The 14231-nt window shown below is 73.5% G+C and carries 13 protein-coding genes; 9 read left to right on the forward strand and 4 right to left on the reverse strand.

The features are described 5' to 3' along the window. The first annotated feature begins 82 nt into the window (after window positions 1-82). Window positions 83-883, forward strand: a complete 801-nt coding sequence (locus tag WFH32_RS15480; RefSeq protein ID WP_336708210.1) for a class I SAM-dependent methyltransferase — start codon at window positions 83-85, stop codon at window positions 881-883. Window positions 884-994: 111 nt separating this feature from the next. Further along, window positions 995-1633, forward strand: coding sequence for an SRPBCC family protein (locus WFH32_RS15485; RefSeq protein WP_191794806.1), 639 nt, complete (start codon window positions 995-997; stop codon window positions 1631-1633). Window positions 1634-1740: 107 nt separating this feature from the next. On the opposite strand, the gene WFH32_RS15490 is transcribed toward WFH32_RS15485, so the two are convergent. Next, the gene (locus WFH32_RS15490; RefSeq protein WP_336708212.1) at window positions 1741-4887 is read right to left on the reverse strand and encodes a DUF5979 domain-containing protein; all 3147 of its coding nucleotides are present in this window, start codon (window positions 4885-4887) and stop codon (window positions 1741-1743) included. Window positions 4888-5096: 209 nt separating this feature from the next. On the opposite strand from WFH32_RS15490, the gene arfB reads away from it, so the two are divergent. After that, entirely contained in the window at window positions 5097-5534 is a 438-nt protein-coding gene (gene arfB / locus WFH32_RS15495; protein WP_191794810.1) for an alternative ribosome rescue aminoacyl-tRNA hydrolase ArfB, read from the forward strand. A 148-nt stretch (window positions 5535-5682) separates the two neighbouring features. Here arfB and WFH32_RS15500 read toward each other — a convergent pair whose 3' ends face one another. Next, window positions 5683-6486 carry a hypothetical protein gene (locus WFH32_RS15500; RefSeq protein WP_191794812.1) on the reverse strand — a complete coding sequence of 268 codons (804 nt, stop codon included), beginning with the start codon at window positions 6484-6486 and terminating at the stop codon, window positions 5683-5685. Window positions 6487-6683: 197 nt separating this feature from the next. On the opposite strand from WFH32_RS15500, the gene WFH32_RS15505 reads away from it, so the two are divergent. Continuing rightward, the gene (locus WFH32_RS15505) at window positions 6684-6863 is read left to right on the forward strand and encodes a hypothetical protein (RefSeq protein ID WP_138827074.1); all 180 of its coding nucleotides are present in this window, start codon (window positions 6684-6686) and stop codon (window positions 6861-6863) included. A gap of 90 nt (window positions 6864-6953) precedes the next feature. Here the strand turns inward: WFH32_RS15505 and WFH32_RS15510 are convergent, their stop codons facing one another. Continuing rightward, a complete protein-coding gene (locus WFH32_RS15510) occupies window positions 6954-7925 on the reverse strand; it encodes a pentapeptide repeat-containing protein (RefSeq protein WP_191794814.1) in 972 nt (323 codons plus the stop codon). Between the two features lie 325 nt (window positions 7926-8250). Here WFH32_RS15510 and WFH32_RS15515 point away from each other — a divergent pair, with 325 nt between their 5' ends. The 5 genes from WFH32_RS15515 to WFH32_RS15535 all read left to right on the forward strand — a co-directional run bounded on the left by WFH32_RS15515 (window position 8251) and on the right by WFH32_RS15535 (window position 12554). Next, the gene (locus WFH32_RS15515; protein WP_336708215.1) at window positions 8251-8697 is read left to right on the forward strand and encodes a hypothetical protein; all 447 of its coding nucleotides are present in this window, start codon (window positions 8251-8253) and stop codon (window positions 8695-8697) included. Beyond that, window positions 8694-9491, forward strand: coding sequence for a CPBP family intramembrane glutamic endopeptidase (locus WFH32_RS15520; RefSeq protein WP_336708216.1), 798 nt, complete (start codon window positions 8694-8696; stop codon window positions 9489-9491). The genes WFH32_RS15515 and WFH32_RS15520 overlap by 4 nt, the downstream gene beginning before the upstream one ends. Before the next feature lie 99 nt (window positions 9492-9590). Beyond that, the gene (locus tag WFH32_RS15525) at window positions 9591-10424 is read left to right on the forward strand and encodes an Lsr2 family DNA-binding protein (protein WP_336708218.1); all 834 of its coding nucleotides are present in this window, start codon (window positions 9591-9593) and stop codon (window positions 10422-10424) included. 190 nt (window positions 10425-10614) lie between these two features. Beyond that, on the forward strand, window positions 10615-11859 hold the full coding sequence (locus WFH32_RS15530) for a sensor histidine kinase (RefSeq protein ID WP_336708219.1): 1245 nt from the start codon (window positions 10615-10617) through the stop codon (window positions 11857-11859). Further along, a complete protein-coding gene (locus WFH32_RS15535; RefSeq protein ID WP_336708276.1) occupies window positions 11856-12554 on the forward strand; it encodes a response regulator transcription factor in 699 nt (232 codons plus the stop codon). Before WFH32_RS15530 ends, WFH32_RS15535 begins: the two co-directional genes overlap by 4 nt. 4 nt (window positions 12555-12558) lie before the next feature. Here the strand turns inward: WFH32_RS15535 and WFH32_RS15540 are convergent, their stop codons facing one another. Further along, a complete protein-coding gene (locus WFH32_RS15540) occupies window positions 12559-14166 on the reverse strand; it encodes a SpoIIE family protein phosphatase (RefSeq protein WP_336708221.1) in 1608 nt (535 codons plus the stop codon). Window positions 14167-14231 lie beyond the last annotated feature (65 nt).

Consider the following 14231-nt stretch of genomic DNA (forward strand, 5'->3'; position numbering starts at 1 on the left):
GCACTTGGGGTCGTCATCGGCCTCCACGAACAGCCCGAGCTGCACGCTCGACGAACTGGGATGCCGACGGCAGGATGTCCGTGTGAGCACCGGACCAGCGCTGGACCCCGAGATCCTCGACTTCTACACCGACCGCTACCGCGAGGAGCGTCGCCTCCACGCGACGGCCCACGGTCGCCTCGAGCTGCTGCGCACGCGCGAGCTCCTGAGCAGGTTCCTCCCGGCAGCCCCTGCAAGGGCGGTCGACGTCGGGGGTGCGACCGGTGTGCACGCAGCCTGGCTCGCCGACGCCGGGTACGACGTCGACCTGGTCGACCCCGTGCCGTCGCACGTCGCCAGGGCGGCGGAGATCTCGGGGGTGCGGGCGCAGGTCGGGGACGCACGGGAGCTGCCTTTCAAGGACTCCTCGGTGGACGCGGTGCTCGTCCTGGGGCCGCTCTACCACCTCACGGAGCGGTCCGACCGGTTGCTCGCGCTGCGCGAGGCGGCCCGCGTGGCACGTAGCGGCGGCACGGTGGTCGCCGCGGCGATCAGCCGGTACGCGGGGCTCCTGGAGCTCGCGGCCGTGGGGGAGGTGTCGGACGAGACGGAGCCGTCGCTGCGTCGCGCCGTCGCGACCGGCCTGCACGACCCGCGGTCCGGCTTCACGACCGCGTACTTCCACCGTCCCGACGAGCTTGCGGGGGAGCTCGAGGAGGCAGGGCTGGGTGCGGTGGCGGTCTACGGCGTCGAGGGGCCAAGCACTCCGGCCCTCGACAACCTGCCGCTGGACGAGGCCGAACCCCTGCTGGGTTCCGCGATCCGGGCGGCGCGCCTGCTCGAGCAGGACCCGGCGCTGATCGCCGCGAGCCCGCACTTCCTGGCCTTCGGCCGGGTGGGCTGAGCATCCCGCCGCCGCGACACGCTTGTGCAATCTGTCACAAGCACTGCTGCTTCGACGCCCGAAGATGCGACGATCGAGTCAGGCCGAGGTCCCACGACGGAGGAGACTGCCATGAGACCGCTCGTACGACGGACCGCCGCCACGGCGTTCCTGGTCGGAGCGCTGCTCCTGACCCGACGCATGACCATGACCTGGGGGACCCGCGACGGTGAGCCGTCCGAGCCGCTCGCAGGCGACGAGATCGTCCCGTGCGCCGACGCGGTCGCGACCCGTGCCGTCACGATCGACGCCCCGCCGCGCGAGGTGTGGAAGTGGGTCCTGCAGCTCGGCCAGGGCCGCGGCGGGTTCTACAGCTACGAGTGGCTCGAGAACCTCGTGGGCTGCGACATCGAGAACGCGGACCGCATCGATCCCCGGTGGCAGCGTCTCGCGGTCGGCGACGACGTGCGTCTGCACCCCGACGTCGCGCTGCGCGTCGCCGCGATGGTCCCCGACCGGCACCTCGTGCTGCGGGGAGCCGTCCCGGTCGGCGCGTCGGCCCCGCCGTACGACTTCACCTGGTCGTTCGTGCTGCGCCCCGTCGCGGACGGCGCCACGCGTCTCGTCGTGCGCGAGCGCTACGGGTACACGCGCTGGTGGTCCGGGGCGATCGTCGAACCGGTCCTGCCCGTCAGCTTCCTCATGAGCGCGCGCATGCTGCGCGGAATCCGCGACCGCGCCGAGGGGCGCGTGGGCGAGAACGCCGCCTGAGGCGAGCGGCGCCGTCGGGCGGGAGATCCTGCCCGACGGCGCCGCTCACCTTCAGCGGTGTGCCCCCGCGCCCGTCGCCGGCCGGCACGGGCGGAGGGCTCAGCGGGTCACGACCGGCGCCGTCGAGCGGCGACCCGCAGCGTCGCACCGCCCGCGACCAGGAGCACCGCGCCCCCGAGGAGCGCGAGCGGCACCGTGACGCCGGTGTTGGACAACCGGTCGACGCCCGGACCCGGGCGCGCCGGGCTCATGTCGAGCGTGTTGGTCACGACGACCCCGACCACGGTGCCGTCCCCGACGCGGACCTGCTCGGTGCTGAGGGCGGCCTCGGTCCAGGTGGCACCGTCGACCGGCGCGGGCGCCTCCTCGACGAGCGTCACGAGGGCGCCGTAGGGGAGGGGCTCGCTGACGACGGGCACGCCGTCGGCCGCGACGACCACGGTGCCCTCGCCCGCTGCGAAGCCGTCACCCGCGGGGTACGCGTAGCGCACGACGAACTCGGCGTCGGGCGGCAGGAGGTGCGCGGCGGTGCCGACGACGTCCTTGCGCACCGAGAGGTACCCGGTCGTCCGCTCGATCGAGTTGACGACGTCGAGCGCGTAGGTCGCGTCCTTCGTGACGACGAAGCTGTTCGCGGCCTCGTACGTCGGGGCCGACCATGCGCCGCCCTCGACGGCCTCGGGGGAGTTCTCCCTGACCGTGACCACGGCCCCGGCAGGGACGTCGCGGACCGTCACCGTGGTGCCGTCACCGGGCACCGAGACCGTCGTCGGTTCGAGGCCCGACCAGGTGTCCCCGGCGGGGTAGGAGTAGGTGAACGTGTACCCGTCCTGGGGTGCGACGAGCGCGGCCCCGGACCCCTCGACACGCTTGGAGAGCGCGAACGCGCCCACGTCCCGCGTGATCGTGTTGGTGAGCGTGACCTCGCTCGTCGTCCCGTCGCCGATCGTCACGGCCGCGGGCGCGAAGATGCCCACCTCGCCCCAGGTCGCTCCTGCGACGTCGGCCGGGGGGAGCTCGGAGAGGGTCAGGACGGCGCCGTAGGGCAGGGGGCCGCTCGTGACGGCCTCGCCGTCCGCCGGCACGACGAGCCGGCCGTCACCCGCCGCGAAGCCCGTGCCTGCGGGGTAGGTGTAGTGCACGACGAACGTGTCGTCGGCGGGCACGAGCCCGGCGCCCGTCCCCTCGATCGCCTTGCGGACCGAGACGAACCCCGCGTTCAGGGTGATCAGGTTGTCGAGGTCGACGGCCACGACGTCGTCCTTGATCACGGTGAACGTCTGCTCGCTGAACGTCGGTTCGCCCCAGGTGCCGCCCTCGACCTCGTCGAGGACCTCCGCGAGCGTGACGCGGGCGCCTGCGGGCACCTGGTCGACCACGACCGCGGGCTCGCCGGCCGTGACGGTCACCTCGCCGGTGCCCGGCTCGTCGATGCCCTGGGACGGGTCGGCAGGGTAGGACCACCGGACCGTGAACGTGGGGTCTGGGACGAGCCCTGCCCCGTCCCCCGCGAGGCGCTTGGTGAGGCTGAACGCGCCGAGGTCGCGCGTCAGGGTGTTGGTGACCGTCACGTCCACGGTGCCGCTCGCGTCGGTCACGAGCACCTCGGAGGGCGAGACGGCGGGCGACGACCAGGTACCGCCCGGGACCTTCCTCGGGGCGGGCTCGGTGAAGCGGACCGTCGCCCCGACCGGGAGGTCGGGGACCGAGACCTGGTCACCCGCCGCGGGCAGGGTCACGCGGCCGCTGCCCGCCCCGATGCCGAGGCCGGGGACGGCGTCCCAGGCGTAGGCCAGGGTGAACGACAGGTCCTGAGGGAGGCGGAGCCCGTCGTCGTTGACGACGACCTTGTGGGCCTGGACGCCCGCGCGGGCGAGGGTCGCCCGGTTGACCAGGCGGATCTCGGTGACGCCACCGAGGTTCGACCGGTCGGCGCCGAAGGTCAGCTCGAGCCGCTCGGAGGTGGTGCCGTCCGGCTGGACGAAGACGGGGTCGGCCCAGGTGACGTTCTCCGGTCCGGTGGGTGCGATCTCCTCGAGGCGGACCGTGGTGCCCTTGAACAGCTCGTCGGTGAGGAAGGTCTGACCGTCGCGCAGCTCGACGGTGCGCTCGTCGGTGACCTGGCCGTCGAGCAGCGCCGTGTAGCGCACGCTGAACGCCGAGGTCAGGGTCGTGTCGCCGTGGAGCTCCTTGGTGAGCTGGAGCTTGCCGAAGTTGCGGCCGACGACGGTGCCGGAGCCCGACCAGCGCGTGGCCTGCCCCGTGACGACGTGCGAGACGTCTCCCTCGATCGTGTACCGGGCGGTGTTCGCGTACGTGGTGGCCTTGCCCTCGTCGAGGGCGCGGACGGTCCACTCGACGCGGTACACCGACCCGGACAGACCGGTGTGACCTGCGGGGAGCGGCTCGCCCGCGGCGCCGGCGACCGAGGTGAACTCGACCCGGAGCCCGTCCGGGGAGACGGTGACGTCGGAGGGCTCCTTGGCCCGGAGGTCGGCCTGTTCGCGGCCGAGCCGGTCGTAGCTCGTGGACCGGCCCTCGTAGACGGTCGGCGTGCCGAGGAGCTCGTACGCGGTGGGGTCGAGCACGTCCTCGACGACGACGTCGAGCCCTGCGGGCATGCCGTCGCCGGGCGCGGGGACGGACACCGTCCAGGTGATCGTGTCGGTGAGGTTGTCGTACCAGCCCCACTTGCCCTGGTGCTGGCCCTGGTAGGTGCAGCTCTCCGTGCAGCGGTCGGGGTTGGGTGTGACGGTCACGGCGAGGGGGCCGTCGACGGTGCCGAAGTCGAACACGTGCTCGACGGTCTCGAGGTTCTCGAGCCAGACGTCGGCCCGGACGGTGAACTCCCCGCTCATGGCGAGCTCGTGCCCGTCGACGTACGCGGGGTCGACCGTGCACGTGATGGTCGTGGCGCCGACGACGCACTCACCGGCGGGGCCGCCGTCGGGGGAGATCATCGCGAACCGGTCCGCGCGTCCGGTGAGCCCTGCGGGCAGGTCGACGGTCACGCTGACGGGGTTCGTCGCCTCGCCGGGGACGCTCCACCGCACGGTGAGCTCCTGGGTGCTCCCGTCGGGGAACTCCTGCTTGCTGAACGAGATGCTGTCGACGGAGATCGGGGTCCCGGTCGCCGCCTGGGTGGGGAGGGTGCTCGTGGTCACCACGGAGGCGAGCACGAGGAGGAGGGTCAGCAGGAAGGCGACCGGTGATCGTCGTCCGGGGTACGTCCTCCGGTCGGGCAGGGCAGTCACGTCTCACGGGTCCTCTCGTCGCGCGGCGGTGCCGCGGCGCGCCCGGCGGGTCCGGACACTCCCGGGGAGACGTCGCCCGTGCGCGGACATGACGCCGCAATCCGGTGATACCGGTCACAAACTTAGACGTGCGTACCAGAATCTGTGGTGTGTGACCAGCTCCCGCCGCGTCCTCCCGCCGCGCCCCGCCGACGCGGGATGATGGTCCGGTGCCCACCGCCCCGCACCGAGGTCTCGTGGTGAGCCCCGCGCTGACGATCCCGGACGCCGAGCTCACCTGGCGGTTCTCGCGCGCCTCCGGCCCCGGCGGTCAGGGCGTCAACACCACGGACTCGCGCGTCGAGCTGTCGTGGGACGTCGCGTCGTCGGCCGTCCTGAGCGACGCGCAGCGCGCGCGCCTCGTCGAGCGCCTCGACAAGAGGCTCGTCGGGGGAGTGCTCACCGTGACGGCCTCGGAGCACCGCGAGCAGCTCCGCAACCGGGCCGCTGCGCGGACCCGCCTCGCAGCGCTCGTCGCGGACGGCCTCGCCCCGCCCGCGCGGCAACGGCGTGCGACCCGCCCCACGCGCGGCTCGCAGGAACGTCGCCTCGCCGCGAAGAAGCAGCGGACCACGACCAAGCAGATGCGCCGCCGCCCCACGGACTGAAGGCGCCCGACGGCCCGACGGCGGCGCCCACCGGTGCGCCCGCCTCACCGTTCCGGCGGCGGCCGGGACAGCACGACGGCGGCGCACCGGTCCGTGGACCGGCACGCCGCCGTCGTTCGACGGGCTCAGAGGCCCGGAGAGCTGCGGATCAGAAGAGCGGCTCGGTCGAGATCTCCTCGGCGGACGGGGCGACGACCTGCAGGTCCTCGCCCCAGTGGGAGAACGTCATCTCCATGCTCGTCCCCATGAGGTCCATGACGACCTTGCGCATGAGGTCGTCACCGTCGATCCAGTACTGGTACGTCAGCGTCTCGGGGAGAGCGGCGCCCGCGGCCTCCGCCTGCTCCGCCACCGAGCCCGTGAGCTTGGTGGTGTCGACCACGACCGTGTAGGGCTGGGCCTTGACGCCGTCGACGTCCACGGGGTCGCCGTCCTTCTCGACGCTCTTGATCGCGCCGTCGAGCGCCTCGACGCTCGCCGTGGGGTCCATCTGCTCGGTGAGGCCCTCGAACTGGGACGCCATGGGGTTGGACTCGTCGGCGGGGTCGATCGCGACGAACTTGTTCTGGCTGAGCTCGCCCAGGTTCATGTAGAAGACGCCGTCGACGAAGCGGATCTGCATCTCGCCCGAGCCCGGGACCGTCATGGTCATGGCGAGGTTCTGCGAGCCGTCCTTGAAGACGATGTCGCCGGTCATGTCCATGCTGGTGCCCTCGACCGAGGTCGAGGTCGCCATGGTCACGCTGCCCGCCGCGAGCTGCGCGTCGGTGATGCGCTGCACGAAGTTCTCGGCGGTGAGGTCCGACGACGAGTCCTTCGCGGGGGCCTTCTCCCCCTCGGACGTCGCGGCCGAGGAGGACGCAGGGGCGTCGGTACCCGACGAGCAGGCGGCGAGGCCGAGGACCCCGACGGACGCGACGGACAGGACGGCGATACCGCGGACGAGACGCACGAAGAAAGCTCCCTCAGGGGTGGTGGGTGAGTGGTGGCTCGGTGGCCACGAGATCAACTGTGGGGGGTGGAGGCTGTTCGCCGCAATGGGGAGCGCTCCCCATGGCGGGTGATGTGCGCCGTGGAGGGCCTGACCGGGGCAGGATACGCAGTGACCCGGTACCGACCGGTGCCGGGAGCCGACGGAAGGACGAGGACATGAGCGAGTCGAAGGGTGGCGCCCTGGGCGGCCTGGGCGGGTTCGTCGAGAAGGCCAAGGAGGCCCTGACGGACGAGCGCATCGACCAGGTCGCGGACCTGGTCAAGGGCCGCACGTCGGACTCGGTCGACAAGCACGTCGACACGGTCGCGGAGCAGGCCAAGAAGCTCAACAACTGAGCCGAGCGCCAGGAGGGGCGGTCCCGCTGGGGGCCGCCCCGTCGTGCGTCGCGGGCAGGTCCGGGCGCCCCGCCTGCCCGACGGCGCCGCTCACCGCCGCGGTCGGGCCGCCCTGCGCGGGTGGTCGCCGCGGGGACGCGGGCGGGGCTCGGCGGCCGGGGCCGCCGGGGCCGCCGGGGCGGCGGTCCAGTGCCCGGGGCGCTCGAGCCCGTCGGGCAGGCGGGTGGTCGTGTCGCCGCGGGCCGCGTTGACCTGGGCCTGGGTGAGGAACAGCGCGTCGGTGAGGTCCGCGCCGCGCAGGTCGGCCCCCCGCAGGTCGGCCCCGACGAGGTCGGCGCTGCGCAGGTCCGCGCCGCGCAGGTCGGCCCCGACGAGCAGGGCTCCGCGCAGGCTCGCCCCCCGCAGGTCGGCGCGGGCCAGCCGCTTCCCGACCAGGTCGGCGCCGCGGTGGTCCGCACGCCGTCCCCGGGGCTGGTGGCGCGAGCGTGCGCGAGCCACCTCGCTCGCCCGGAGCAGGAGCGGGTTGAGGCCGCTGCGCAGGGCGTCGAGATCCTGTGCGAGCAGGTCCTGCGGGGTACCGAACGAGAGGCGCTCGACCCGGTCCACGGCGGCGCGCAGGTCGGCGGTCAGCGCCGGGTCCGGGCTGCTCTCGCCGGCGCCGGCGCCGTCCCTGCCCGCGGCCAGCGCCACGGCCTCGGTGAGGTACCAGAGCAGCTCGTGGACGTGCCGCAGCACGGGCAGCAGCGCGAACATCGACGACCGCACCTCGGGGTGCTCGCGCCAGTCCTGCCCGGCGAACGTGACCCGGGAGATCTTCTGCCCCGCGCCGAAGCAGTCGTAGACCGTGCAGCCCACGAACCCGCGCTCGCGGAGCTCCGGGTGGACGCCGCACCGGTGGTCGGGCCGCAGGTTGCGGCACGGTTCGCCCGCGTCCTTGTCGATCGGGAAGTCCGCGGAGCGCGTGAACGCGAGCGCCACGCAGCACAGGCCGAAGCAGCTCACGCAGTCGGCGTGCAGGCCGAGGCGTTCTCGTTCGGTGTCGAGACTCGGGGACGACGACATGGGACTCCTGGCGGGGTGGGGGCGGCTCGTCCCAGTAGACCGCGCGCGCCGCCCGCGAGTCGAGCGAGTTCCCGGTGTCCGGTTGTCACCCTGCGGGGGACGCCGGTACGCCGCAGTGCCGACGCACCTGCACGGAACCTCGTCCGCACCTCGCCCGCAGGGTCGATGCGTGCCCCGGTCCGCACGCCTAGCGTGGGAGCAGCGCACCCGGCGCCCCGTCCCACGGACCGGAGGCACCGCGGTGCGCCCGACGGCGCCGCACCCGGCGTCCGTCCCCGTCGGCCCCGCGCACCCCGCCTCGGCCGCAGATCATCCGGAGTGTGCTGTGCAGAGCAAGGTCGGTCCTGTCCTCGTCGTCGTCGGTTCGATCCTGGGCATCGCCCTGCTCGTGGTGGGGTTCCTGGCGCTGCGCACGGCGATCATCGACCGGCCGATCGACTCGTACTTCCTCACGTACGAGGTCACGTCGGACGCGGGGGTCGAGTCGGTCGTCTGGACGCAGGCCCCCGCGGGCGACCGTACGGGCGCGTCGGTCGAGCAGAGCGCGTCCGTTCCTGTCGAGTCGCCGTTCACGACCGAGGCGGTCGTGGCGGCCGGGCAGCCGGCCCGCGTCGTGGCGACCCCCACCGGCGAGGGCACCGCGTCGTGCCGGGTCCTCAAGGACGTCGGTCGCACCAACGAGGCCGTGCTCGTCGAGGCCACCTCGGCCGCTCCGGGCGCTCCCGTGACGTGCGACGTGACGCTGCCCACCGACGGCACGTTCGAGAAGTGAGCCGGTCGTCGAACGACGTCGCCCTGCCCTGGTCGCGGCCGACGTCGGTCCTGTGGGGCGCGACCACGATCGTCGTCCCGTACGCGGTCGCGTTCGGGCTCTACGTGTACGGGGCCGTGCAGATCCTGTCCGGCACGGCGTCCTCGGGCTCGCCCGACGCAGGCGCCATGGCGGTCCTGTGGGGGACGGCGCTCGTGGGCGTCGCCCTGGCGATCGTGCTGGCGGCCCGAGGCGGTGTGGACCGCGCGGACCTGGGGCTCGTCCGTCGTGAGCGGTCGGGCTGGTGGGACCGGCTCGGGTTGTTCGCCGTGGCGTACCTGTTCCTGTGGATCGCGTTCCAGGCCGCGTCCTTCGCCCCGGTCCTGGAGCAGGCGGGGTCCGGCGGCGGTGAGCGTCCCGGGGCGTTCATGGTCCTGCTCTACGCGCTGCACGCGGGCGTGGCCGAGGAGATCCTGATCCTGGCCGTCCCCGTCGCGGTCCTCACGCGGCTGCGGGCACCGGGCTGGGTGCAGGTCGCGGTGATCGTCGTGCTCCGGGGCCTCTTCCACCTCTACTACGGCGTCCCGATGACCGTGACCCTGGTGCTCGTCTGGTCCGTCCTCTTCTGGGTGCTGTACTCGCGTCACCGCGACGTCTGGCCCGTCGTGGCCGCCCACGTCCTGTACGACGTCGTGGTCGCGAACTCGGCGTTCGGACCGGTGGGCAAGGTCGTGGTGCTCCTCGCCGTCGCGACCCTGGCCCTCGGCGTCGTCACGTGCGTCCGCGCGGCTCTCGCGTGGCGGTCGTCCCGCTGACCGGTGGGCCGTGGGCGTCCTACCGACGGTTGTCCGAGATGTGAAAGAGTTGCCGCGCGCACGTCGACCGGTGTGCGCATCGTTCGCCGAGAGGTCGTCATGGGTTTGCTGAGCTGGTTCAAGGGTCGTCGGAAGAAGGCGGAGGCCGCACCGGTGGTGAGCGTCGCGTCCCTGTTCGACGGCACCCAGAAGACCGCTGCCGACACCACTCCTGCGCAGGCACCGGCCCGCACGACGGCGCCGGTCGCCCCCGCCGCAGCGGCCGAGCCTGCGACGACGCCCGTCGCGATCGCCGTCCTGGAGCCGGAGACCGCGCCGAAGGTCGAGGCGCCGGTGGCCGTCGAGCCCGCCACCGCGGTCGAGACGGTCGAGACGGTCGAGGTCGCCGAGGTCGTCGAGACCGTTGAGGTCGCCGTGGTCGAGACCGGGACCGAGACCAAGACCGAGGCGGTGGCAGCGGTCGAGGTCGTGGAGACCGAGCCCGTCGTCGAAGCCACCGAGCCGGAGCCGGCGGCCGAGCCGGTCGCAGCCGTCGAGGTCGCCGAGACGGAGGCAGTGGCAGAGGTCGTCGAGGTCGAGGTCGCCGAGGCACCCGAGCAGGTCGAGGTCGTCGAGACCGGAGCCGTCACGGTCGAGGTCGTCGAGTCGGTCGTCGTCGAGGAGGCCCCCGAGGCTGCTGCCGAGCCCGAGCCCGAGCCCGAGCCCGAGCCCGTCGCCCCCGCAGTCGCCCCCGCCGCGACGACGGCGCCCGCCGCCCCCGAGGCCGCTGCGGCCCCGAAGAGCACCGGCTACCTCCTGCCGGGCGAGACGACCGCCGAGATCCGCACCTGGGCGCTCGCGAACGGCCACACCGTGAGCCCCAAGGGCCGCCTGCCCAAGGCCGTCCTCACCGCGTACCGCGCGGCGAACGGCGAGGCCCCGGCAGCGGACTGACCCCCAGCATCCTCCGCCGGTCCACGGACCGGCCCGCGACGGCGGCGCTCCCGGACGAAGGCTCCGGGGGCGCCGCCGTCGTCGTCCCGGAAGAGCCCCCAGGTGCGGCGGTGGCCTGATCCTTTGGGGTGACCCTGGGTCGTCCCCACTGGCGATGTGCACCGCCCGCCCGCGCGCATAGTCTCGCCGCATGCCTCCTGCTCCGCCGATCCGCTACGTGCCCTACTCGGCCTTCGACCTGTCCTGGCGGCTGGCGGCCGCGTTCGGGTTCGGGGCGCTGCTCTTCCTCGCCTCCGCGCTCCTCACGGCGGAGGACCCTCAGGGGGCGACCTTCGAGCAGTGGGCGGCGATCTTCCTGCTCGACCTCCTCCTCGGCGTCGTGGCGCTGGTCCTCCTCCCGGCGGTCCGTGCGGCACCGCTCACCGTGGCTCTCCTCATGGCGGTGGTCGGCGGCTTCACGACCTTCGGTGCGGGGGCCGTCGTGATCGCTCTGATCTCGCTCGCGACCCGTCGGCGGTGGCGGGAGATCGCGGGCGTCGGGGTCGTGTACATGGCGTCCAGCCTGGGGAACGAGGCACTCTTCCGGTCGATGATCCCCGAGTGGGCGCACACGCCGTGGTGGGTGTGGCTCGTCGTCGGGGCGCTCGTGTACGGCCTGGTCGTCGCGATCGGCGTCTCGATCGGGAACCGCCGCGACCTCGCGGAGTCCTGGCGCGTGCGGGCCGTGACGGCCGAGCGCGAGCAGGCCGCGCGCGTCGACCAGGCACGGTCGACCGAGCGCACCCGGATCGCGCGCGAGATGCACGACGTCCTGGCGCACCGTATCTCGCTCGTCGCGATGCACTCGGGGGCGCTCGCGTACCGCACGGACCTCACGCCCGAGGAGACGGCAGTGGCCGCGGGCGTGATCCGCGACAACGCTCACCTCGCGATGACCGAGCTGCGCGAGGTCCTCGGCGTGCTGCGCGAGACCGACGTCCCGGGCGCGGCCCCCGAGCGCCCGCAGCCGACGCTCGCCGCCCTGCCCGACCTGCTGGCCGAGGTACAGGGCCCGGACGGCTCCGACCCGGTCACGTGCGAGGTCGCACCGGGCACGGCCGAGCACCTCGCCGGGCTGGGTGACCAGGTGAGCCGGAGCGCGTACCGCATCCTGCAGGAGTCCCTCACGAACGCCCGCAAGCACGCGCCGGGCGAGCCGGTCCGCGTCGAGATCGACGGCGCCCCGGGGGAGGGGCTCACGGTGCGGGTCACCAACCCGCTCGTCGCGGTCCGCGTGCCCGACGACGGCGACGGGCCGTGCCCGTCCGGTGCGCCGCCGTCGGGCCTGGGGCTGACGGGGCTCGCGGAGCGTGCGCGCCTCACGGGGGGCGAGCTGACCGCGGGGCCCGACGGGCCGGGCCGCTTCGTCGTGAGAGCGTGGCTCCCGTGGACCTGACCCCGCTGACTCCTGCCGCCCCCGAGACCGTGCCGACGGACACACCCCTGCGTGTCGTCCTGGTCGACGACGACACGCTCGTCCGCGCGGGGCTGCGCCTCATCCTGGGCGGCGACCGGGCGATCGAGATCGTGGGCGAGGCCTCCGACGGGATCGCTGCCGTCTCGGAGATCGCGCGGACCCGGCCCGACGTCGTCCTCATGGACATCCGCATGCCCCGCCGCGACGGGCTTGCGGCCCTGGAGATCGCGCGCGCGGCCGACCCGACGCTCAAGGTCGTCGTCCTGACGACGTTCGACGCCGACGACATGGTGCTGACCGCGCTGCGGCTGGGCGCGGCGGGCTTCCTGCTCAAGGACACGCCGCCCGCCGAGCTCGTGGCGGCGGTCCGGCTCGTCGCGCAGGGGCGGTCCATGCTGTCCCCGTCGGTCACGCAGCAGCTCATCACGGCGGTCGCGCGTCAGCCCGTCGACGGCCGGGAGGCCGCCGCGAAGGTGCGCCTCGCGCGGCTGACCGAGCGCGAGCTCGAGGTCGCGGTCGCGATCGGGACGGGACTGTCCAACGCGGACATCGCGGCGAGCCTTTTCCTGAGCATCGCGACGGTCAAGACCCACGTGGGGCGGGTGCTCGACAAGCTCGGGGCCGACAACCGCGTGCAGGTCGCGATCTGCGTGCACGACGCGGGGCTCGCCTAGCGGGTCAGGGCACCTCGTAGAGCAGCAGGGCGACGTCGTCCCGCGCGCCGTCGGCGAGGAGCTCGGCGAGCAGCGCGTCCGGCAGGTCGGAGGCCGGGCGCTCCTCACGGATCGCGAGGGCCGCGTCGGCGAGGCGGCGCAGGCCCTGCGAGAGGTGCTCGCCGCGGCGCTCGACGAGCCCGTCGGTGTACAGCACGACGGCGTCGCCGCTGTCGAGCGCCGCGGTCGCCTCGGGCCGCGGTGCGGTGTTGAGGGCCAGGGGCGTGCCCCGACCCTCGTTGAGCCAGCACGTCTCGGCCTTGTTGACCACGAGCGGAGGCAGGTGGCCCGCGGCCGAGTAGGTCAGGGTGCGGGCGTTCTCGTCGACGATCGCGCACAGGACGGTCGCGAGCTCGGCACCGGGGAGCGTCCGCGCGAAGCGGTCGAGGCCCTCGAGCGTGGCCGCGGGTCCCAGGTTCTCCAGGAGCAGGGCGCGGCTCGCGCTGCGGAGCTGTCCCATGACGGCCGCGGCGCGCAGCCCCTTGCCCACGCAGTCGCCCACGACCAGGCCGAAGCGCCCTCCGGACAGGTCGACGACGTCGTACCAGTCGCCGCCGATGAGGAGGCTGTCGTCGGCCGGACGGTATCGGGTGTGCCACCCCGGGGCCGTCGGGTCGTCGGGGAGCATCGCGTCCTGGAGGGCGTTCGCGACGTTGCGCAGCTCGTCGACCTGACGGATCTGGGCGAGCGTGCTGCTCAGGGCGGTGCCGACCGCGGACGCGACGAGCTGGAGGAACGAGCGCTGGTCCTCGTCGTCGGGGCGCTGCGGGTTCCCCTCGAGGACGATCACGCCCGCCGCGGCACGGTCGCGGGTGGCCGCGAGCGGCGCGACGAGCGCGGGGCCGACGTGCTCGAGCCGTCGCTCGTCGGCGACCTCGCGCAGGATCTGCGACGGGACCGACTCGTCGTGACGCTCGTGCGTCGACGCGAAGGCCACGAGCCCGGCCGACGTGTCGAGGTAGAGGTCCGCACGCGTGACGTCGACGCTGCGCCCGAGCACCCCGACGGTCGCGGCAGCGAGCTCGTCGACGTCGCCCTGGAGGCGCTGGAGGGTCGCCGTGAGGGTGCCGAGGGTCTGGAGCCGACGGCGGTCGACGACGTGGCCCGTGGTCTCGGTCGCGACGTCCATGACCCCGCGGATGGTGCCGTCGTCGTCACGCAGCGGGCTGTACGAGAACGTGAAGGCCGTCTCCTCGTCGAAGCCCGAACGGTTCATGATCAGGGTCTGGTCCTCGGACCACGTGGGTTCACCGGTCTCCAGGACCGAGGCGAAAAGGGGCTCGATCTCGTCCCAGATCTCGGCCCACACCTCGCCTGCGGGGGCGCCCATCGCGCCGGGGTGCTTGTCCTGCCCGAGCATGGGCCGGTAGCCGTCGTTGTACAGCATCACGAGGTCCGGTCCCCAGGCGATGAAGATGGGGAAGCGGGTGCTGAAGCACAGGCGCACGGCGGCGCGCAGCGTCTTGGGCCAGGTGTCGGGGGAGCCGAGCGAGGTGGCGGACCAGTCGATCGACCGGGCCAGCTCACCGCTCTCGGTGCCCTGGGTGGCCAGGTCGAACCAGTCGGAACTCACGACTCATGATAGGAGGTTTCGGCAACACCCTTCGCATCCTGTGCAGTGCACACCGGGCCCGTGGA

Origin of the sequence: Oerskovia sp. USHLN155 (genome assembly GCF_037145535.1) — a bacterium.
Lineage (GTDB): Bacteria > Actinomycetota > Actinomycetes > Actinomycetales > Cellulomonadaceae > Oerskovia > Oerskovia rustica.